The 21,553-nt window shown below is 59.8% G+C and carries 19 protein-coding genes, 1 pseudogene and 1 riboswitch; of the genes and pseudogenes, 12 read left to right on the top strand and 8 right to left on the bottom strand.

Features of this window, described 5'->3' with window-relative positions:
* The first annotated feature begins 5 nt into the window (after positions 1–5).
* Positions 6–1,538, top strand: coding sequence for an ATP-dependent RNA helicase DbpA (gene dbpA, locus HWX34_RS15675; RefSeq protein ID WP_255497096.1), 1,533 nt, complete (start codon positions 6–8; stop codon positions 1,536–1,538).
* Between the two features lie 98 nt (positions 1,539–1,636).
* Here the strand turns inward: dbpA and tauD are convergent, their stop codons facing one another.
* The 4 genes from tauD to tauA form a co-directional block, all read right to left on the bottom strand.
* Positions 1,637–2,470, bottom strand: a complete 834-nt coding sequence (gene tauD, locus HWX34_RS15670) for a taurine dioxygenase (protein ID WP_178973107.1) — start codon at positions 2,468–2,470, stop codon at positions 1,637–1,639.
* A 62-nt stretch (positions 2,471–2,532) separates the two neighbouring features.
* Positions 2,533–3,414, bottom strand: coding sequence for a taurine ABC transporter permease TauC (gene tauC, locus HWX34_RS15665; RefSeq protein WP_178973106.1), 882 nt, complete (start codon positions 3,412–3,414; stop codon positions 2,533–2,535).
* The gene (tauB, locus tag HWX34_RS15660) at positions 3,411–4,202 is read right to left on the bottom strand and encodes a taurine ABC transporter ATP-binding subunit (protein WP_178973105.1); all 792 of its coding nucleotides are present in this window, start codon (positions 4,200–4,202) and stop codon (positions 3,411–3,413) included. Before tauB ends, tauC begins: the two co-directional genes overlap by 4 nt.
* 2 nt (positions 4,203–4,204) lie before the next feature.
* The gene (gene tauA, locus HWX34_RS15655; protein ID WP_178973104.1) at positions 4,205–5,200 is read right to left on the bottom strand and encodes a taurine ABC transporter substrate-binding protein; all 996 of its coding nucleotides are present in this window, start codon (positions 5,198–5,200) and stop codon (positions 4,205–4,207) included.
* A gap of 26 nt (positions 5,201–5,226) precedes the next feature.
* On the opposite strand from tauA, the gene HWX34_RS15650 reads away from it, so the two are divergent.
* The 3 genes and pseudogenes from HWX34_RS15650 to HWX34_RS21610 all read left to right on the top strand — a co-directional run bounded on the left by HWX34_RS15650 (position 5,227) and on the right by HWX34_RS21610 (position 6,701).
* Positions 5,227–5,595: a hypothetical protein gene (locus HWX34_RS15650; protein ID WP_178973103.1), complete on the top strand. Its 369-nt coding sequence runs from the start codon at positions 5,227–5,229 to the stop codon at positions 5,593–5,595.
* 413 nt (positions 5,596–6,008) lie between these two features.
* Positions 6,009–6,272, top strand: a pseudogene (locus tag HWX34_RS21615) (methyl-accepting chemotaxis protein); the annotation flags it as partial.
* Between the two features lie 18 nt (positions 6,273–6,290).
* Entirely contained in the window at positions 6,291–6,701 is a 411-nt protein-coding gene (locus HWX34_RS21610) for a CZB domain-containing protein (protein WP_370459767.1), read from the top strand.
* 45 nt (positions 6,702–6,746) lie between these two features.
* Here the strand turns inward: HWX34_RS21610 and mmuM are convergent, their stop codons facing one another.
* Entirely contained in the window at positions 6,747–7,703 is a 957-nt protein-coding gene (gene mmuM, locus HWX34_RS15640) for a homocysteine S-methyltransferase (RefSeq protein WP_178973101.1), read from the bottom strand.
* The gene (locus tag HWX34_RS15635; RefSeq protein WP_178973100.1) at positions 7,700–8,605 is read right to left on the bottom strand and encodes a LysR family transcriptional regulator; all 906 of its coding nucleotides are present in this window, start codon (positions 8,603–8,605) and stop codon (positions 7,700–7,702) included. The genes mmuM and HWX34_RS15635 overlap by 4 nt, the downstream gene beginning before the upstream one ends.
* A gap of 106 nt (positions 8,606–8,711) precedes the next feature.
* Here HWX34_RS15635 and HWX34_RS15630 point away from each other — a divergent pair, with 106 nt between their 5' ends.
* Both HWX34_RS15630 and HWX34_RS15625 read left to right on the top strand, forming a co-directional pair.
* Positions 8,712–9,353 carry an NAD(P)-dependent oxidoreductase gene (locus HWX34_RS15630; protein ID WP_178973099.1) on the top strand — a complete coding sequence of 214 codons (642 nt, stop codon included), beginning with the start codon at positions 8,712–8,714 and terminating at the stop codon, positions 9,351–9,353.
* A 146-nt stretch (positions 9,354–9,499) separates the two neighbouring features.
* Positions 9,500–9,587, top strand: a riboswitch (glycine riboswitch).
* 338 nt (positions 9,588–9,925) lie between these two features.
* Positions 9,926–11,326, top strand: coding sequence for an L-serine ammonia-lyase (locus HWX34_RS15625; protein ID WP_045848286.1), 1,401 nt, complete (start codon positions 9,926–9,928; stop codon positions 11,324–11,326).
* 83 nt (positions 11,327–11,409) lie between these two features.
* Here HWX34_RS15625 and HWX34_RS15620 read toward each other — a convergent pair whose 3' ends face one another.
* Positions 11,410–12,678, bottom strand: a complete 1,269-nt coding sequence (locus tag HWX34_RS15620) for an MFS transporter (RefSeq protein WP_178973098.1) — start codon at positions 12,676–12,678, stop codon at positions 11,410–11,412.
* 101 nt (positions 12,679–12,779) lie between these two features.
* Here HWX34_RS15620 and HWX34_RS15615 point away from each other — a divergent pair, with 101 nt between their 5' ends.
* From HWX34_RS15615 to HWX34_RS15595, 5 genes are all read left to right on the top strand, one after another.
* Positions 12,780–13,676, top strand: a complete 897-nt coding sequence (locus HWX34_RS15615) for a LysR family transcriptional regulator (RefSeq protein WP_178973097.1) — start codon at positions 12,780–12,782, stop codon at positions 13,674–13,676.
* A 210-nt stretch (positions 13,677–13,886) separates the two neighbouring features.
* Complete coding sequence (locus HWX34_RS15610; RefSeq protein WP_255497095.1) at positions 13,887–14,864, top strand: helix-turn-helix transcriptional regulator; 978 nt, start codon at positions 13,887–13,889, stop codon at positions 14,862–14,864.
* Between the two features lie 115 nt (positions 14,865–14,979).
* The gene (locus tag HWX34_RS15605; RefSeq protein WP_178973095.1) at positions 14,980–15,855 is read left to right on the top strand and encodes a transporter; all 876 of its coding nucleotides are present in this window, start codon (positions 14,980–14,982) and stop codon (positions 15,853–15,855) included.
* Positions 15,856–15,913: 58 nt separating this feature from the next.
* The gene (locus HWX34_RS15600; protein ID WP_178973094.1) at positions 15,914–17,095 is read left to right on the top strand and encodes an MFS transporter; all 1,182 of its coding nucleotides are present in this window, start codon (positions 15,914–15,916) and stop codon (positions 17,093–17,095) included.
* A 15-nt stretch (positions 17,096–17,110) separates the two neighbouring features.
* Positions 17,111–18,223 carry a class II histone deacetylase gene (locus tag HWX34_RS15595; RefSeq protein WP_178973093.1) on the top strand — a complete coding sequence of 371 codons (1,113 nt, stop codon included), beginning with the start codon at positions 17,111–17,113 and terminating at the stop codon, positions 18,221–18,223.
* A gap of 167 nt (positions 18,224–18,390) precedes the next feature.
* Here the strand turns inward: HWX34_RS15595 and HWX34_RS15590 are convergent, their stop codons facing one another.
* On the bottom strand, positions 18,391–19,608 hold the full coding sequence (locus HWX34_RS15590) for a hypothetical protein (protein ID WP_178973092.1): 1,218 nt from the start codon (positions 19,606–19,608) through the stop codon (positions 18,391–18,393).
* Between the two features lie 257 nt (positions 19,609–19,865).
* Here HWX34_RS15590 and HWX34_RS15585 point away from each other — a divergent pair, with 257 nt between their 5' ends.
* Positions 19,866–21,512 (top strand): BBE domain-containing protein, encoded by a 1,647-nt coding sequence (locus HWX34_RS15585; protein WP_178973091.1) that lies wholly within the window; start codon positions 19,866–19,868, stop codon positions 21,510–21,512.
* Positions 21,513–21,553 lie beyond the last annotated feature (41 nt).

The following is a 21,553-nucleotide window of genomic DNA, read 5'->3' as shown; positions in this document are numbered from 1 at the left end:
GCAACATGACCGACCACGCCAGTGCGCCCATGCCCACTGGCGTTTTTTCTGCCTGCCAGCCCGCCGCAGCCACATCCGCAACAGCCGGTTTGGCCAATACGCCGTCAGCTGTTACACTGCCAGCCCGTTTCTGTCGTGATATCGCCAAGTCCGTGAAAAAAATCGCCTTTTCCAGCCTCACCGCGCTGCCTGAAACCCTGCTCTCCAACCTGGACAGCCTCGGTTACCACAGCATGACCCCCATCCAGGCCGAAAGCCTGCCGGTGATTCTGGACGGGCGCGACCTGATCGCCCAGGCCAAAACCGGTAGCGGCAAAACCGCTGCCTTCGGTCTTGGCATACTGGCCAACATCAACCCGCGCTGGTTTGCCGTACAGGCACTGGTGCTGTGCCCCACGCGCGAACTGGCCGACCAGGTGGCGCAGGAAATCCGCCGGCTGGCACGCAGCATCGACAATATCAAGGTCGTCACCCTGACTGGCGGCTCGCCCATGGGGCCGCAGCGCGCCTCACTGGAGCATGGTGCGCACATTGTGGTGGGCACGCCCGGTCGTTTGCAGGACCACTTGTTCCGCGAATCGCTCAACCTGGCCGGAGTGAAAACCCTGGTACTGGATGAAGCCGACCGCATGATTGACATGGGCTTCATCGAGGAAATCGTCGGCATCGTGCGCGCCTGCCCGCGCCAGCGTCAGACCCTGCTGTTCTCCGCCACCTATCCGGACACCATCCGCAAGGCCAGCGCGCAGTTCCTGCGTCAGCCGGTGGAAGTGAAAGTCGAAGCGCTGCACAGCGGCGACCACATCGAACAATGGTTCTACAAGATAAAGCCGGAAACCCGGCTGGAAACCGTCACCCGCATCCTGCAGCATGTGCGCCCGGCCTCCGCGCTGGCCTTCTGCAACACCAAGGAACGCTGCAAGGAGCTGGTGAAAGATTTGCAAGCCCGTGGCTTCTCCGCGCTGGCGCTGTATGGCGATCTGGAACAGCGCGACCGCGACCAGATCCTGCTGCGCTTTGCCAACAAGAGCACCACCGTGCTGGTGGCCACCGACGTGGCGGCACGCGGGCTGGACATCAAGGAACTGGACCTGGTGATCAATGTGGACGTGAGCCACGACCCGGAAGTGCACATCCACCGCATAGGCCGTACCGGTCGCGGCGAGTTGCATGGCCTGGCCATGACCCTGACCTGCGAAAACGACGCGCGCCGCCTGGTGCAGATCGAGGACTACCAGAAAGCCCCGCTCACCTGGGCCGAAGTGGACGAGCTGACACCGGCACCGGGCGGCCAGCTGATTCCGGCCATGGTGACGTTGGAAATTGCCGGCGGCAAACGTGACAAGCTGCGCCCCGGCGACATTCTGGGCGCACTGACTGGCGACGGCGGCATTGCCGGCAGCCATGTGGGCAAGATCAATGTGCTGGAAGGCGCCAGCTTTGTCGCTCTGCAGCGTGATATCGCCCAGCAAGCTTTTGAACGCCTGTCGGTCAGCAAGATCAAGGGCCGTCTGTTCAAGATGCGCTTTGTCGAATAAGCCTTGCGCGACGCACCATGCAAAAGCCACCCTGCGGGGTGGCTTTTTTGTTTTCCGACAGAGAGCCAGAAGCTGCTCAGAGTCTGTTCTGAGTCTGTTCAGAAGGGTTTGTCACCCAGAATGGTGGCGCGGTGCATGATGCGACGGTTGGGACGATAATCGTCCACCGCATAATGACTGGTGGAGCGGTTGTCCCAGAAGGCCACATCGCCAGCCTGCCAGCGCCAGCGGATGGTGAACTCAGGCCGTGCCTGATGGGCGAGCAGGAAGGCCAGCAAGGCAGCGCCCTCTTCTTCCGGCAACTCGTTGATTTCGGTAGTGAAACCGCCATTGACGAACAGGCCCTTGCGCCCGCTGACCGGATGGGTGCGCACCACCGGATGGCTCAGTGGCGGATTGTCGCGCCGGGTCTGTTCCCATTTTTCCCGATCGGCCGGCGTCAGGCCAAAGCGCTTGAGCGGGAAGGTCTTGGTGAAGTCATGAGTGGCAGTCAGCCCTTCCAGTAAGGTTTTCAGGCGATCGGACAGCGCATCCCAGGCAGCAAAGCTGCTGGCCCACAGCGTGTCACCGCCAAACTCCGGCAAGTGGCGTGCCGCCAGTACCGCAGCGGCCGGCGGGGTTTCGATGAAGGTGACATCGGTATGCCAGAGGGCGTTGTCCTTCAGGTCGAAAGCGTCGGTATCCAGAATCATCACCTGCGGTGCATCCGGGTGCTGCGGGTAGATGGGGTGGGTGTGCAAATCGCCAAAGCGGGCGGCAAAATCGCGCTGCTGGCGCGGACTGATGTCCTGATTACGGAAGAACAGCACCTGATGCTGCAGCAGCGCCTGCTGTATCTCCTGTTGCAGGCTGTCAGTCAGCGGCTGCGCCAGATCCACGCCTTCAACAATGGCCCCCAGTGCCGGGGACAAACGGGTAAGCGTCAGACTCATCTTCTTATTCCTTGCATCATTCAGTTCTGACCGCCATCACAGGCAGCGGCCATGAAGTCTCTTTAATCCAGCTGGCCATGCCAGGGGGCGAGGCGTCGCTGCAACAGGCGCAAGCCCAGCTCCAGCGCAAAGGCAATCACCGCAATCACCGCGATGCCCAGAATCACCACATCAGTCACCAGAAACTGCGCCGCCGACTGCACCATGAAACCCAGACCGCGGGTGGCCGCCACCAGCTCGGCTGCCACCAGGGTGGACCAGCCAGTACCCAGGCCGATACGAATGCCGGTGAGGATTTCCGGCAAGGCCTCGGGCAGGATGACAAACCACAGCAACTGGCTGCGGCTGGCCCCCAGCGTCTGGGCGGCACGCAAACGGTTACGGCTGACCTGTGCCACGCCATGACTGGTGGCGATGATGACCGGGGCCAGGACCGCCAGGAAAATCAGCAGCACCTTGGACAGTTCGCCAATGCCGAACCAGATGACAATCAGCGGCAGATAAGCCAGCGGCGGCACCGGGCGATAGGCTTCAATCAGCGGGTCCAGCAGGCCACGTGCCACCGGGCTGACGCCCATCAGCACCCCCAGCGGGATGCCCAGCAGTACCGCCGCCAGCAAGGCCAGCACGATACGTTGCAGGCTGGCCGCCAGGTGCTGCCACAAGGTGGCATCCATAAAGCCCTGGGTGCTGACGGTAATCAGCTTGGCCAGCACGGCTTCGGGCGCAGGCAGAAACAGCGGCGGCACCATGCCGCTGTGCGACAGGCCCCACCAGCCACCCAATACCGCCAGCAGGCTGATCAGGCTGAGCCAGCCACGACGGTATTGCTGCCACCATGCGGTGCGCGCTGCAAGAGGCGCTGCCGGCAGTTCATCCGGCACCGCTTTGCCGACGGCGACATCGGCCAGTTTTTGTTCCAGCGTGTGTTCCAGTGCATTCATGCGGCAATCTCCTCTGCCTGACGGCGATGGTCGAACAGGGTGGCCAGTAATTGTTCGCGCAGTGCGATGAAGGCCGGGTCGGACTTGATGGCCCGCGCCGATTCACCCGCCCGATAGCGCTGGCTGAAACCCAGGCGCAGGGTTTCGACAATCCGCCCCGGCCCCGGCGACATCAGCACCAGTTCGGTCGCCAGAAACAGCGCTTCTTCAATATCGTGGGTAATCAGGAAAATACGCCGCCGCGCCTGCTGCCACACCTTGAGCAGCAGTTCCTGCATTTGCTCGCGGGTAAAGGCATCCAATGCGCCAAAGGGCTCATCCATCAGCAATACCTGTGAATGACTGGCCAGGGCGCGGGCAATGCCCACGCGTTGACGCTGGCCGCCGGACAGCTGCCAGCTATAACGATTGCCAGCTTCCGGCAGGTCGACCAGGCGCAACACCTCCTCGGCCCGCGCCAGCCGTTCGGCCTTGGCCACGCCTTGCAGGCGCAAGCCAAATGCCACGTTGTCACGCACCGAAAGCCAGGGCAACAGCGCATCATGCTGAAATACCACGGCACGGTCGGCCCCCGGTCCGGTCACCCGGTCATCACCAAAGCGCACCTCGCCGCCATCCGGCTGGACAAATCCGGCAAACAGGTTCAGCAAGGTGGTCTTGCCGCAGCCGGACGGCCCCAGCGCCACGGTCAGGTCATCCGGGCCAATGTCCAGCGACACTTCGGACAAGGCGGGCCGGTCCTGACCGGGATAGCGCACGCTCACTTTGTTGGCGGAGAGGATGGCCATGATTATTTCGCTGCCTTCACAAACTGGTTGCTCACATAGGGGCTGTAATCAGACTGCAGGCTGTCCACCTTGCCCTGCGACTTCAGGAAAGCTGCGGTATTGGCCACGGCTTGCACAAAAGGCTTTTGCAGCAGGGCGATCTGGTCTTTCTGGGTGAGGAAGCGGTTACCCTGCAAGCCCAGCACCACGTCGGCCGGAGCCGCACCGGTCAGACGGCTGATCTTGTCGATATTGTCCTTGTTGGCAATAAAGGCCTTGGGGTTGGCCACATAGCCGGCGATGGCATCCAGCGATACCTTGGCAAACTTGTTGACGAATTCCGGATGGGCATCGGCAAAGTCCTTGCGCACAATCCAGATGTCGTAAGTCGGCGCGCCCCACTTGGAGACCTGTGCCGAGCTGGTCAGCACCTTGCCATTAGCCTTGATCTTGCCCAGTGCCGGGTCCCATACATAGGCGGCGTCGATATCGCCACGCTGCCAGGCAGCGGTGATTTCGCTGGGGCGCAGGTTCAGTACATTCACCTTGCTGGCATCCACATTCCAGTGCTTGAGCGAAGCCAGCAGGCTGTAATGAGTGGTGGACACATAGGGCACGGCCACTTTCTTGCCGATCAGATCCTGCGGCTTGCTGATCTTGCTGCCATTGCGCACTACCAGTGCCTCGGCATCACCGATTTCGTCCGCCACCAGGAAAGTGACAATGGGCAGACCACGGCTGGCGGCAGCAGCCAGCGGGCTGGAACCCAGGTTGCCAATCACCACGTCGCCCGAGGCCACGGCAGCAATCACTTCCGAGCCACTTTCAAACTTGCGCCAGTTGATCTGGGTGCCGGTGGCCTTTTCATAGGCACCATCGGCTTGCGGAATCTTGGTGGGGTCGATGCCGGTCTGGTAGGCAATGGTCACCGCATCACCAGCATGGGCAAGGCTGCCGAACAGGGCGAGTGACGCGGCAATCAGGGAGAGGCGAACCTTCTTGGTCTTGGCTTGAGTCATGGTGTTTTCCGTGATGGTTGTTTTGTTTGCTGGACACCAATCTAGCAAGCCACCAAGGGAAAACTAAGCAAGAAAAAACGTTTTACTTAGCAAAAAAATGCAATAGGCAAACCATGACAGCAAGCACCGAAACAGCTGAAAAACCAGCAAGCCAGCCAAAACTGCACAGTCGACTTGATATGGAGCAAACGGGGGCAAAGTTTGCCGCACGGCTATTTAAACCAGAGCGCCGAGAAAATACCATACAGTTAAAAGATCGCTTTTCAATTCGCGACGTCCAAGCCTTGTCGGTGCAAATACTTCACCACGACAGGCTGAAGCGCAGTAAAGTCATTAAAAATCAAAACAACAGCTTCAATCAAAGAGAACAACCCAACGGTAGCCGGAGACTTTAATGTTTGGTGCAGCAAAGAACAGACGTATTCAGGAACTAGAGCAACAAGTCGCACAGCTGGAACAGGACCTACGCCTCAATCAAACCCGCCTGCAGGAAAGCGAACAAGCCCGCCAACAAGCCGAGCAGCAGTTGTCCAAATTGCAACTGGCCAGCCAGCGCAATGAAAGCTATATCGAACCCTTTGGTGATTTTTGCAGCAGCCTGGCCAGCATCCGCACCTCGTTTGCCGACCTGGCCACGCTGATGGAAAACAACTTCGGCGCCGCAGCCGATGCCGTCACCACGCTGCACGGCACCCGCGGCGCGGTGGACACACTGGCGCACAGCTTTGATGAAATTGCCCAGGCGCAGCAGAAAACCGCCGCATCCATGGATTCGCTCAATAGCAAGACCGGCCAGATCCGCCAGTTCGTGCAGCTGATCAAGGATGTGGCCGACCAAACCAATCTGCTGGCATTGAACGCCGCCATCGAAGCCGCCCGCGCTGGCGAACAAGGCCGTGGCTTTGCCGTGGTGGCCGACGAAGTACGCAAACTGGCGGAACGCACGGCCAATGCCACCAATGAAATCTCCAGCCTGGTGGGCGATGTGGAACATGCCTCGCACAGCACCAAGGAACAAGTGACCGAAGCGGCCAGCCAGGTAGCCGGTTACCGCGAAACCGGGATTGAAACCGCCAATGCCATCCGCAGCATGGTGGATGTCAGCGAACAGATGGCGCGGGTGATTGCCCAGGGCACAAACACCAGCTTCATGGAAGTGGTGAAGCTGGACCACATCGTATTCAAGCTGGACATCTACAAGGCCTTCATCGGCTACCACGACCTGCATGCCGACAAGGTGTCGTCCCACCAGCATTGCCGTCTGGGCAAGTGGTATTACGAAGGCCGTGGCGCACAGGAATGCAAGGGCAACAGCAACTACACCCAGCTGGAAGCGCCGCACGCCAATGTGCACAACTTCGGCAAGGAAGCGCTCAACGCCTTCCACGCCCACGAATTTGCCAAGGCACAACAGGCCCTGCGCCGCATGGAAGACGCATCCAGCCAGGTGATGGACATTCTGACCGACATGGAGAACCAGCCCTGCACCCGCAAGATCTGAAGCACCTTTCAGCAGCCTGAAGCCGGTCCATGACCGGCTTTTTGTTTAACGGACATGGACCGTCAAGCAGGTACGCAAGGCGGCAATATGCGCCGGGCCGGTTCGGCAGCAGCCACCAATCAGCCGCGCACCGGCGGCACGCCAGCGCTGCGCCAACGCAACAAAGCCCTCCACACTGGCCCTGCCCCGCCAGCAACGCTGGTGCGCATCCCAGTGCTCGCCCGAGTTGGGATAGGCCAGCAAGGGCTTGGAAGTAACGCTGGCCGCTTGCGCCAACAGTGCCTCCAGCAGCAATGGATCGGTACAGTTCACCCCAAGTGCCACCACTTGCGGTACGGCGTCCAGCATGGCCATGCAGTCGGCCAGCCGCTCGCCCTGCCATACATGTTCTGCATCGCGGCAACTAAAGCTGATCCAGGCTGGCGTGGCGGGAAATTCCTGCTGCAGCAAGCGCGCCAGCGCTTCGGCCTCCTGCGGACAGGGAATGGTTTCGCAGGCCAACAAGTCGGCACCACTGGCGGCCAGCACCGCCAGCCGTGGACGGTGAAAGTCCATCAGCTGCGCCACGCTCAGGCCATAATCCCCCCGGTATTCCGAGCCATCTGCCAGCATGGCACCATACGGGCCGACCGAGGCTGCCACCAAGGGTGGCATCCCCCAGCCCTTCCTGCCTGCCAGAAAAACATCCTTGGCCTGCAAGGCCAGCTCGACCGACCGCTGCATCAGCCCGGTAGCTTGTTGCTGGTCCAGCCCCTTGCGGGCAAATCCCGCAAAACTGGCCTGATAACTGGAGGTAGTGATGATGTCAGCCCCAGCCAGCAGATAGTCCAGATGCAGCCGGTAGATTGCCTGCGGTGCTTCCAGCAATACACGCGCCGACCACAGCGGGTCGGCCAGATCAAAACCGCGATTCTCCAGCTCGGTAGCCAGCGCGCCATCCAGCAGCAGGCAATTGTTTTGCGCCAGCCTGTCCTGCAATACCTTGAGGGCAGCATCACTCATGCCGCACTCCCCGGTTTTTGCTGCATGCGCTGGCGCAAGGCCTCGATGGCATAGCGCACCTTTGCCGGCTGGGCGTCACGCCGTGGCGTGACTACAAAAATCCCCAAGGCGGGCAAGCGCCATTGCGGCAGCACCCGCAGCAAGCTCCCGTCGGCCAGCTCCTGCCGCACTTCCGGCTCCGGTTGAATCGACAGGCCCATGCCGGCCAGCACAAACTGCCGCGCCGCCAGAATGTTATTGCTGCTCACCCGCCGCTCTACCATTGGTCGCTCTACCTCGCCCGCTGCATTTTCCATGGTCAGCCAGGTTTGACTGCGCTCATGGTCCAGCATCACCCATTGGTGCTGCTCCAGTTGCGCTGGCGTGGTGATGGCCGGATGGCGCGCCAGATAAGACGGTGCCGCACACAGCACACTTTCCCAGTCCGCCAGATGCCGCGCCACCAGCGAGGAGTCTTTCAGTTCGCCAGCACGCAAGGCCAGATCAATACGGTGCTGTACCAGATCAATCATTTCGTCATGAAAAAACAACTTCAGGCTCAGGCGCGGATGGGCAGCCAGCAAGGGAGCCAGCGCCTCGGTCAGCATGGGCCCGGCAAAACCGGTGGGGGCGGACAGGCGCAGTTCGCCTACCGGGGCGTCACGCATTTCATTCAAGCGCTGCTCGGCGAGGCGGGCGGCGGCCAGCATGTCGGCACAGCCCTGGTAAAACAGGCTGCCGGCCTCGGTCAGGGTCAGGCTGCGCGTGGTTCGATGCAGCAAGGACACGCCATGCTCCGACTCCAGCTTGCTGATATGCTGACTGACGGCAGATGGCGTCATGCCCAGCGTGCGTGCCGCCGCCACCATCGAGCCCTGCTCCACCACGGTGGCAAACACTGCCATACGGCGCAAGATATCCATATTATTAAGTCTAGCTAAGTTATCAATACCAGTATCAGCTGATTATCAGCAAGACGGCAAGTCATTACACTGCGATTCATTCACTATCCACCCAAAGGAATGCAAAATGAAAATCGCGCTGATTGGTGCCACCGGCTTTGTCGGCTCTGCCGTACTGCAAGAACTGCTGGCACGCCAGCATCAGGTTTCCGCCATTGTCAGCCGCCCGGAACGTCTGCACGAGCACCCGCAACTGACAGCCGTCAAGGCCGATGCCTATGATGCCGCGGCGATTGCCCAGGCCGTTGCCGGCCACGATGTGGTGATCAGCACCTTCAACCCAGGCTGGGACAAGGCTGATATCCGCACCCTCTTCCTCAAGGGCCATGCCGCCATTGTTGCCGGGGTGAAACAGGCAGGGGTGAAACGTTTTCTGGAAGTGGGCGGTGCCGGCAGCCTGTACGTGGCACCGGGCGTACAACTGATCGACACCCCGCATTTCCCCGCTGAATACAAGGAAGGGGCCGAGGGTGCCCGCCAGGCACTGGCAAACCTGCAACAGGAAAGCGAGCTGGACTGGGTGTTCCTGTCCCCACCGGCCCTGCTGGCTCCGGGCGAGCGCAGCGGTCAGTACCGTCTGGGAGGTGACGCGCTGCTGATGGATGGCGAGCAGCCCGCCGGCATCAGCGTGGCCGACCTTGCCGTCGCCATTGCCGACGAGGTGGAAACACCACGCCATAGCCGCCAGCGCTTTACCGTCGCACACTGATTTTCAGCCTTACCCGCCTTGGCCGCCTTGCTCCTGCAGGCGGCTTTTTTCATTGGCCCGCGCATGCTGCAACCGCACATCAAAACTCGCACCAATATTGGCGTTGACAGCCATTCCCGGCTTATCTACAGTGCCAGCCAGCCGTACTGGATGGCGCAGGAGAGATCACCCCGGAGGTGACGCCGAAGGGGTATCGCCCCAGAAACTCTCAGGCAAAAGAACTGCACCATCGTCTGGCTCTCTGGAGAGAAGGCCCTGGCTTTTTTAGCCCAGCGGCCTCGCCGAAGGAAGGTCGCGCGCCGACCACAATCTCTCAGGCAAAAGGACAGAGGGGGCCAAGACTGTGCCGTGCCCGCCGGGCATACACAGACCCGCGCCCGCTCGCCCCCCCCACCCGGTTACCGGACTTGACGCTTCACGACGCCTGATGGCCGGAAGCAGAACAGTCAGCCTGCACAAAGCATGACACGCTGACACACGACACACGGGCCTGCATACGCAACCAGGCAGTCCCCCACCCGCAACACCGGCAGCCTGCACGGCGGGCTGCCTGCATCAGACAAGAGAGCATCATGGCAATCAGTGTTTTTGACCTGTTCAAGATTGGTATCGGCCCGTCCAGCTCCCACACGGTTGGCCCGATGCGTGCCGCGCGCCAGTTTGTCGCCCGGCTGGAAAAAGACGGCCTGCTGACAGCCACCCGTCGCGTTCGCAGTGAAATGTATGGCTCGCTGGGTGCCACCGGCAAGGGCCACGGCTCGGATACTGCGGTATTGCTGGGCCTGGCGGGCGAACTGCCGGACATGGTGGACACCGACGCCGTGCCGGACATCCTGGCCACCATCCGCCGGGAAAAACAATTGAAGCTGCTGGGCGAGCACGCCATTGCCTTCAACGAGCCGGACGACCTGATCCTGCACAAGCGCAAAACCCTGCCCTACCACCCCAACGGCATGATTTTTGAAGCCTTCGACGCAGACGGCAACAGCCTGTCCAAGCGCGCCTACTATTCGGTGGGCGGTGGCTTTGTAGTGGATGAAGCCGCCATCGAGGCCGGTTTTGCTCCGCCGGGCGTCACCGAGCTCAAGCACCAGTTCAATACCGCCGCCGAGCTGCTGGCACTGTGCAAGGAACAGGGCAAGAGCATCAGCCAGATCATGCTGGAAAACGAACTGGCCTGGCGCAGCGAGGAAGAAGTGCGCCGCGACCTGCTCACCATCTGGGGCGTGATGCAAGCCTGCGTCAAACGCGGCTGTCAGCGCGAAGGCACCCTGCCCGGTGGCATGAAGGTAAAACGCCGCGCCGCCGACATGTACCAGAAGCTGCTGGCTGCGCCGGAAGCCGCGCTGCGCGACCCGCTGACAGTGATGGACTGGGTCAATCTGTACGCACTTGCCGTGAACGAAGAAAACGCTGCCGGTGGCCGCGTGGTAACCGCCCCCACCAATGGTGCAGCCGGCATCATCCCGGCGGTAATGCACTACTACGCCCGCTTTGTGCCGGGTGCCAGCGAAGACGGCATCGTGCGCTACCTGCTGACCGCCGGTGCCATCGGCATCCTGTTCAAGCTCAATGCCTCTATCTCCGGTGCCGAAGTGGGCTGCCAGGGCGAAGTGGGCTCGGCCTGCTCCATGGCGGCCGGTGCGCTGGCCGAGGTGATGGGCGGCACGCCGGAACAAGTGGAAAACGCCGCAGAAATCGGCATGGAACACAATCTGGGCCTGACCTGCGACCCGGTCGGCGGCCTGGTGCAAGTGCCATGCATCGAGCGCAACGCCATGGCATCGGTCAAGGCCATCAACGCCGCCCGCATGGCTTTGCGTGGTGATGGCCAGCACTGCGTGTCGCTGGACCGCGTCATCAAAACCATGCGCGACACTGGTCGTGACATGAGCACCAAGTACAAGGAAACCGCGCGTGGTGGCCTGGCCATCAATGTCATCGAAGTGCCGGTGAACGTGGTGGAGTGCTGATACCAGCCCTTTGACTTGCGGGACAAAACACAAAACGCCGTGGACATCGCCCACGGCGTTTTCATTTTTAATAGCCAGACAACTTACAGCGCCAGCGGCTCCAGTTTGCGCAGCCGCAGGGCAATCAGCAGCAGCGCCAGCAAGCCCAGTGCAATCATCGCCGCCACGCCATTCCATTTGCCCATGCCCCACAGCAGGCCAGAGAAGGAACCCACCACGCTGGAACCCAGATAATAGGCCGTCAGGTAAAAGGCCGAGGCCAATGCCTTGCCGCGTTGCGCACGGCGGCCTATCCAGCTGCTGGCCACCGAGTGGCCACCAAAGAAGCCAAAGGTGAACAAGGCAATACCCGGCACCATCAGCCACAGCGAATCCGCCAGTGTGCACAGCAGCCCAACGGCCATCAGCACCACCATCAGCCACAACATATTGCGGCGGCCAAAGCGGTCGGCCATACGTCCCACCCAGGCCGAGGCCCAGATACCCACCATATACAGCGAGAACACAAAGCCCAGCACGCTATGGCTGAGGTTGAACGGCGCGGCCAGCAGGCGGAAGCCCAGGTAGTTGTACAGGCTGACAAAGCAGCCCATGAACAGGAAGGCGGACAGGAATAACCAGGGCAGGCCACCGTCGGCAAAGTGACTGCCCACATCACGCCGCAGCTCGGCCAGATTCAGCGGCACCGGTTTGAAGTGGCGTGAATCCGGCAGGCTGCGCCAGAATTCGATGGCACCGGCAATACCCAGCACCGCCAGTGCCAGTACCGCCGCACGCCAGCCAAAGTGGTCGGCAATCACTGCAGCCAGAAAGCGCCCGCTCATGCCGCCCAGCGCATTACCGGCGATATACAGGCCGATGGAATGGCCCAGCGACAAGGGTTCCACTTCTTCGCTCAGATAGGCCATGGCCACGGCTGGCAGGCCGGCCAGCACCACGCCGAAGATGGCACGCAGATAAAGAAACTGCTGAAAGCCGGGTGCAAAGGCCGCCAGCAGCATCAGCAGCGCCGCCAGGCTCAGCGCGATGTTCATCACCGGTTTGCGCCCCACCTTGTCCGCCAGAAAACTGGCCGGAATCAGCGCCAGCGCGAGGCCGGTGGTGGGCACCGACAGCACGCTGCTGGCGGCAGCCGGGCTCAGGGCAAAGTCTTGCGCAAACATCGGCATCAGCGGCTGCATGCTGTACAGCATGGAAAAAGTGCAGAAGCCGCCGACAAACATGGCGCGTGCGGTAGCACGGAAAGCCGGGGAACCGGCTTGCAGGCGGGTGCTGGAGGAAATAGTGTTCTCCTGTGCGGCAACAGGGCCTGCATGTAGCGTAGCAGCACAGGAAGCGGAATCGGGAGGCATGTTCAAACCAGTAGCAGTAATACAGGATTCGAGCTTAGTCCTTGACAAAACAGTAGTCCAATATATCTTTATTCAATTATTAATACTTTAAAAGTATCGATATGGAACTGCGCCACCTGCGCTATTTCGTCACTGTGGCCGAGGAATTGCACTTCACCCGAGCCGCCGAGCGCCTGCACATCGCCCAACCGCCCTTGTCCCAGCAAATCCAGTCACTGGAAGCCGAGCTGGGCGTGACCTTGTTTCTGCGGGAAAAGCGCAAGGTGGAACTGACCGCTGCCGGCCAGCAATTTCTGCAACGCGCCAGGCGCATTCTGGCCGATACCGAAGAGGCCGCCGAACAGGCCAGACGTGCCGCCCGTGGCGAAGTGGGCGAGCTGCGCATCGGCTTTACCTCCTCGCTGCCACTCACCCCCATCCTGCCCGCCGCTCTGCATGCTTATCGCCAGCACTACCCGGCAGTACGGCTGACCTTGCGGGAAATGTTCACCACCGACCAGTTTGCCAGCCTGCAGCAGCAGGATATCGATGTCGGCTTCGTGCGTTTCAACGGCCTATCCCCGGCAGACCGGATAGTGGTGCAGGAGCTGCGGCGCGACCCGCTGCTGGTGGTGATCAACAGCAACCATCCGCTGGCCGGGGAAGCCAGCCTGTCGCTGGCCCAATTGCGTGACGAAGGCATGATCAGCTATCCGCGCAGCGCTGGCACCGGGCTGCATACGGTGATACGTCAACTGTGCGAGGCCAAGGGCTTCGAGCCGCGCATCACCCAGGAAGCGGGCGAAGCCACCACCCAGGTGGGGCTGGTGGCAGCAGGCCTTGGCATCGCCATCCTGCCCTCACCACTGAACTGCGTGCAGCTGCCGGGAGTGCGCTATATCCCGCTGACTGATGAGGGTGCCTATCTGGCCATGGGCATTGCCACCCGTGAGGGCGACAGCTCGCCGCTGGTGGGTGGTTTCATTACCCACTTGTGGGACGAAATCCCGGCCAGTTGACCTCCCGCAGGCAGGCTGTTGCATTTTGTCTATCCAAAATTGGCAAAAACGGCCGATTTTTCATGGCGGCGACCTGGAATTCTCGCGGACACCAGCCCATCCCTCATTTGCAGGATGGTCAGCCGTGAATTACTGCATGACACTGGCTCCACAATAAAAGGACAGACGGCAGGCCACGCAGCCACCGCACCCCATACAGAGGAGAACAACTTGCAGCAGCCATCAGACCGACAGCCGGACCTGGCCGTGTTCAGCGCCATCCTGTTGGAAATCTATCGCCTGGCCCGCGAGGAGTCGCTTGAGCGCTTCCATCACACCGTCCTGGAGTGCCTGCGCCCACAACTGGCCTTCGACAAAGCCTGGTGGGGCCGCGCCGCCCAGGCGGTGGATGGCCCGCACGAACACAGCTCCTTTCTGTTTGGCCTGCCGGACCACTACATCGACGACTGGAAATCCATCCGCCAGCACGATGTTACCGTGAAGCGCGTGCATGCCTTGCCCGGCCAGGCCGTGGTGGTGGATATGCAGGCGGATAATGCCCCGCTGCAATTGCAATGGCTGGGCCAGCGCCACAACATTGGCGAATTGCTGTGCGTGATCCACATCGACTCGGTCACCCAGCTGAGCGACCATCTGGCGCTATACCGTCGCCCCGGCGCACCACGTTTTACTACCGCCGACTGCCTGCTGCTGTCCTGCCTGATGCCGCACCTGGCCTCCTGTGTGGCCGTCAACCAGATCCGCACCTTGCAGGCGCTGCGCGAAACCATCAGCGGACCACGGCTGGCCATGGCAGTGTGCGACCAGCACGGCACCCTGCATTGCGCCGAACCCGGCTTTGTCGACCTGCTGCTGACCGAGTGGCCGCACTGGACTGGCCCGTCCTTGCCTGATGGACTGTCACCGCAAGGGCATGACGGTGCCCTGCTCAATATCGAAGCACGGCGCATCAGCGACCTCTACCTGCTGACTGCGCGCTACCGCTGCGCCATGGAGCAGCTTTCCAGCCGCGAAACCGATGTCGCCCGCCTGTTTGGCGAAGGGCTGACCTACAAGGACATCGCGCGCAAGCTGGGCCTGTCACCACATACCGTGCGCCATCACATCCGCACCATCTACGCCAAGCTGGGCATCAAGGGCAAGGCGGGCATCGCCCATCTCTTGCACCAGCAAGCGCCATTCGGCTGATCTTTCCAGCCTGCTGATTCCACCCCTACGTCTCTGAAGCTGCCATGGACCGCCATGGTTGGCAGGGACAGCTGCGTCCAGGATTTTTCGCCCCACCCACCCAAAGGAGCATGCCATGTCACCGTTTCGCCCTGTTTTGACCGCTCTGGCGGCTAGTCTGCTACTCACCAGCCTGCCCGGCCATGCTGCCGACACCAATGCCCGCGACTTTTTCACCGCGCCGGTCGGCACCTCGCTGGGCGTGCTGTACCTGCCCGCCACCTGGGCTGACAGTTTCCACTCTGCCAGCAGCAAGGACAACCATGCCCGGCTGAACGTGGAAGCCCTGGCCTGGCGCCAGCTATGGTTTTCCGATGTCTGCGGCACGCTGTGCACACCACAGTTCATCATCCCTGCCGCCAACATCAAGGCCACCCTGCCCGGCAGCCAGACCAGCCAGCAGGACCGCGGTATTGGCGACCCGCAAGTGGGCGGCACGCTGTTCTTCATCAACCGGCCGGACCAGCGCGAGTACAGCGGCCTGCTAACCCTGATCACCCTGCCAGTAGGCAGCTACGATGCCCGGCACCCGGACGTCTCCAGCGGCGCAAACCGCTGGGGAGCCACCTTTCTGTACAACTACACCCGTGGCGTGGGCAAAAACTGGGTGCTGGAGGCCTCACTGGAAGCCCAGTTCTACGGCAACAACGACAACTATCTGGGCAGCAGCCTGAAACAGCAGCCCTTGTACCGCCTACAGGCCTTTGCCTCCTATGACTTCACATCGGATAGCTATGGTGCGCTACGGCTGTACCACACCCGTGGCGGTGCCTTGCGCCTGAACGGACAGGAGCTGTCCGACACGCGGCAGAACAGTACCCAACTGGGCGTAGAACTGGGCCACTGGCTCAGCAAGCAAGACCAGCTGATGCTGATGCTGGCGCGCAATGTCCACACCACCAACAGCTTTGACAGCAGCCAGGCCATGCTGCGTCTGGTACATGTTTTCTGAGCTGACCAAGCCGACCAGAACATCCGCCCGACGGATCCCCCGCTACAGAGGAAAAACCATGAACACGCTAAGCAGCACCACGCCCGCCGCGCCAACACACCATGCGCGCCCGGCCATGGCCGCCATTGTCGGTTTCGCCGCCATCGCCCCTGCCGTACTGATGATGGCCCCTGCCGTCGCCAGCCAGTTGGCCAGTCAGCTGCAACTGGGGCCGGTGGATATCGGCAAGCTGTTTTCCGCCGAACTGGGCGCCATGAGTCTGGCCACTCTGCCGGCATTTTTCTGGCTGCCCCGCGTCAACTGGCGCAGCGCCGCCTGGCTGGCGGTAGCAGTATTCATCGCGGCCAACCTGCTGTCTGCCACCACCGTCAGCTACCCGCTGTTGCTGGGCCTGCGCTTTGTCAGTGCGCTGGCCGGGGGATCGCTGATGATTCTGTGCCTGTCAGCAGCAGCCACCCTGCCCAACCCTGACCGGGCCTATGGCTTGTGGGTGATGGGTCAGCTGGCGCTCGGTGCTGTGGGGCTGGTGGCCATGCCGTCGCTATTCGCCCGCTTCGGGATTGCCGCCTGCTATGTCGGCCTGGCCTTGCTGATGGCGCTGTGTACGCCACTGGTGCGCTGCTTTCCCATGGGCCAGCAAGCAACAGCTCAACAAGCCGTCCAATCTGCCCCGGGCAGACGCCGCGGCCATGCCGCGCTGGGCATCCTTGCCACGCTGGCGTTTTATATCAGCCTGAGCGGGGTATGGACCTTTGTCGGCCAGATCGCCCAGCAGGCAGGCATCGATCCACAGCAAAGCGGCAACATCTTCGCCATCGCCACCCTACTGGGCGTGGCTGGGGCTGGTAGCGCCTCGCTGATCGGCCGCCGCCTGCCACGCTCCCGGCTGCTGCTGGCCGGTTTCACCATGATGATGGCGGCCATGCTGCTATTGCTGAATGCCCCGGCCCTGGCACGCTTTGCCACCGCCGCACTGCTGTTCAAGTTCAGCTGGACCTTCATCCTGCCCTTCATCCTGGCCACGCTGGCCGACATCGATCACAGCGGCAAGCTGATGAATGCCACCAATCTGGTCATCGGTGGCGGCCTGGCCATCGGCCCGGCGCTGGCCGGCCAGCTGATCGCCGCCAATCACGGCAGCCTGCATGTCCTGCTATTGCTGGCCACGCTGGTCGCAGCTATCTCGCTGGCCTTGTTGCTGCTCTTGCAACAGCGCCCCACCACCCCTGCCCACGCCTGAACACAAGGAGAAGCCATGACTTCCCGTACCGCCTTTTATTTTGATGAACTCTGCATGTGGCACAGTGCCGGCATGCATGCACTGACACTGCCAGTGGGTGGGTGGGTGCAACCCCCCGCCGCGGCTGGTCATGCCGAATCGCCGGAAACCAAGCGTCGCCTGAAAAACCTGCTGGATGTGGCCGGCATCAGCCGCCAGCTGCTGCAACGCTCGGCCGAACCGGCCAGCCGTGACGAGCTGCTGCGGGTACATGGCTCAGCCTATCTGGATGAATTCAAACGCCTCAGCGATGCCGGTGGCGGCGAGCTCGGCCCGCACGCCCCTATCGGTCCTGGCAGCTACGACATAGCCTGCCTGTCTGCCGGCCTTGCCATCGCCGCTGTCGATGCGGTATGGCGCGGCGAAGTGAGCAATGCCTATGTACTGACCCGCCCGCCGGGCCACCACTGCTTGCCGGATGCCGCCATGGGCTTTTGCTTTCTGTCCAATATCGCCGTCGCCATCGAAGCGGCCAAGGCGAAATACGGTATCGAACGGGTGGCGGTACTGGACTGGGACGTCCACCACGGCAACGGCACCCAGGCCATCTACTACCAGCGCCCTGACGTACTGACCATTTCCATCCATCAGGATGGCTGCTTCCCACCGGGCTACAACGGCAGCGAGGACCGGGGTGAAGGGGCCGGACTGGGGGCCAATATCAATATCCCCTTACTGCCCGGCAGCGGCCATGATGCCTATCTGTACGCCATGCAGCGCATGGTATTGCCGGCACTGGAGCGCTACCAGCCACAACTGATCATCGTCGCCTGCGGCTATGACGCCAATGCGGTAGACCCGCTGGCGCGCATGCAGGCTAGCAGCGACACCTTCCGCCAGATGACCAGCCTGCTGCGCAGCTTTGCCGGGCAGCACTGTGCAGGCAAGCTGGTGCTGATGCATGAAGGCGGCTACTCCGAAGCCTATGTACCATTCTGCGGCCTCGCCACCATCGAAGCACTATCCGGCCTTAGCAGCGAAGTAGTCGACCCGCTGCTGGACTTCATCAAGCAGCAGCAGCCCTGCGCGGTCATGCTGGAGCTACAGCGCCAGTTGCTGGATGAGATGGCCAGCCTGCACGGGCTTTAGGCGGAAGTGACCATGCACAAGGCCCGCCAATGGCGGGCCTTGTGCATGGCGATGGATGACGCCCTACATGACTAAATCAGCAGCAATCCAGGAGCACAACAGGAAAAGGACGTATCCGTTGTACTGCGGCATGGCTCATCATGGACTGCCCATTTCCCAGCACCGGCTCAAGCATTGGAATGGGTCTTGTCACCGCGCTGCTGGGCTGCAAGCGCTGCCGGGACAGACGAGGTCAGCAAGGCAGGACTACTATTCAGCGTGAAAGGCACTTTGGCATCCAGATAACCGGCAAAACGCATGGCGCTGGTGGCAAACACGGCATACACCAATGTTTCATCGTTGTCGGCTGCGATTCCGCTTGGATAGCAGTGATGCTCCTGATCGCAGCGCCACTGCAAGGGGAGGTCCTGCTCATGTGCATCCTCATAATGCGTGAACAAGGCAGTAATGCGCTGCCTGTTGGCATCAATTTCCAGACTCGTCTTGCTCTCATCTATAGGGATGAGGGGCAAATCAGCCTTGCCACCGAAGGCATGATTGAGCATTTCCTGACTCAAGTGAATCACCCGCTTGGCCTTGATGGCAAAAATCACCGGCAATTGGTGATTGGGCAGGCAGGGCACCGTTGCCAGGCTGCGTTCGTCGCCCTTGTTGTCGCAACGCTTGCTACGCGTCGCCATCTGCTGCAAGAAACGACGATAGTCACTGCCCGGTACCAGTTCATAAATGGACGGATCCACGGCCAAGAGTGCCTGTCTGTGGTGGCTGGCCATATTGACTCCCCCACTCAGAAACTGCGCTGCATTATCCAGCTTGATGCCACCAGACTGATCTTGCTGATACAGAAACAGAATGGCTGGAGGCATGTCGGGACTTAACCAAGCGTCCAGGGCATCGGGTTTGTCCGGCATCACTACCGCTCCCGAACTACCTTTTTTACTGTAGCTGCGCCGAATGACATAGGAGTCAGAATGGTAGCCCTGTAACAGCTGGCCATCATCCAGCCTGACCCCGCCCTCAAGTGGACGAACCGACTCCAGTTGCCCATCCTCATTGAGCTTGGCATAAACAAATGGCAGTTCACCCACATCAATATTTACCACACCACCATTATCAAACAGCATTGAAATAAACGGAATTGCCTGATCGGTATCCGTATATTGACCACTTCCGGAATGACGAAACGCATCCAGAAAGCCAGTCAGATTGGTACTGGCACAGCCAGCCAGCATCGAGGCAATCACAACAATTGATGCAAAGTCTTTTAATCTCACGAAATACTCCCTAAACATATTAAATAATACAAGTGTGTATTCCGATAGAGAATACCTAGTGCAATACGTTCCATTGAGTATAATTTTCACAACTCCGCCGATACCATTCAATTCATTTTCACATGTCATTACATATTGAATATCAGTCTCTGCCGAACTTATTTACCGGCAATTTCGGCCTCTTATATAGAAACGCTCATTTACATGACATACACCACAAGTACTGAACTAAAGTACAGTTAATAAGAAAAATCCAATATAACTCATTGCCAATTCAGAGCAATGACTCAACAATTCATACCGCAGGGCAAGAAAATTCTCAGCAATGAGCCGCCTTGCTGTTTGATCAACAACTGATTGGATTCATCATGAACAAGATTGAAAGCAACAATAAAACATACGTAGCCCTTCAAAAGGGTTTCAATTTGCGCTGGCCAATTACCAGCAAAGATGGTGCCCAGCGCATTTATATCTGCAGTACGCCAGATGAAGTGCAGACTGCTGCCAATGAAGCCCTGAGTGAAGGTTTCCGCATTACTGTACGCAGTGGCGGCCATTGCTATGAAGGTTTTGTTTCCAACCGTCTGGATACTGCAGAAAAACTTGCCATCATTGACGTTGGCGAAATGAAAGGCATGGATCATGATGCCGCAGGCAAAGTCAAGTCACCTTATGACAAGGGTGGTCACGGCTATCAGTTCCGTATTGCGACCGGCAATCAAAACTGGGATGGATACATTTCACTATACAGACAAGCAGGAAAAACCATTCCCGGTGGTTCTTGCTATTCGGTTGGCGTGGGTGGCCACGTCAGTGGTGGTGGTTACGGCCTGCTATCCCGCCTGCATGGCTTGACCGTAGACTGGGTGAGCGGTGTAGATATTCTGGTTGCAGCAGCTGATGGTAAAAGCTTGCAATTCAAGCACGTACGCCCCGATAGCGCTGACGAAACCGAGCGCATGCTGTTTACTGCCTGCTGCGGTGCCGGTGGCAACAACTTTGGCATCATCATCAATTATTACTATGCCGAACTGCCTGATGCTCCACAACAAGCTTACTGGTATCCGCTTAAATATGACTGGAAATGGTTCCAGGCGCACCCGGAAAATTTCACCAAACTGCTGCAGGCTTATTGGCAATGGTTTCATGACAATGATGCCAATTCCAATAACCCGGACCCGGCAATTGGCAATGGTGGCTTGTTTACGCTGTTCAAACTGAATCATATCAAGAGCGATGACAATATTGTCCTTGCCATCCAGTACACTGGCATTGACGGTCTGGTTGGCGGCGACCGCGACAAGCCACTGAATGACTTCATCCAAAAGATGAATGATGCAGCAGGCAAGCCCGGTGTGGTTCATGATGCCTTCCTGCTTCCCAATATCAACCCGTTGGGACGCCGTGATGCCGGCATGACGCTCAGTCAGGCAGACCCGCTCATGGCAATGGACTGGATTTATGTTACCCAAAGCATCAATGGCTCTGGCAATAATCAGCGTGGCAAATACAAATCTGAATATCAGATTGAAAACTTCAGCGATGAGGTATGCAAAGCACTGTTTGAAAACCTGACCAACCTTAACGACACGGCAATGACGCAATCCTTGGTGCAGATTGACTCTTATGGCGGCAAGATCAATGCCAATGGCACTGGACATACTGCCGTACCGCAGCGTCAATCCATCCTCAAGGCACAGTATCAGACCTACTGGACTGACCCGAAAGAGGATGACGTGCAAGTAGCCTGGATTCGCCGCATTTACAATGCTGTGCATGCCTCGACGGGTAATCGCCCGCTACTGCCTGCATACCAAGGTTGCTATATCAATTATCCTGATGTGGACATGAAATATGTCCAGGATGGCTCAAGCCAGATTGATCCCAACTGGCTGCATCTTTACTATCAGGATGACACATTGATTGATCAGTTGATCGACCTTAAAAACAAGGTAGACCCACACAATCTGTTCCGACATGAAATGTCCATTCCATTACAACGCCCTACGCGCTAATGGGCATGGTTTTGCCATCTGAAACAGGCTGAGCCTGTTCA

Source organism: Aquitalea sp. LB_tupeE (assembly GCF_013391415.1).
GTDB lineage: Bacteria > Pseudomonadota > Gammaproteobacteria > Burkholderiales > Chromobacteriaceae > Aquitalea.
Note: the sequence above shows the minus strand (reverse complement) of the source record. Positions and strands in the feature narration are given on the sequence as shown.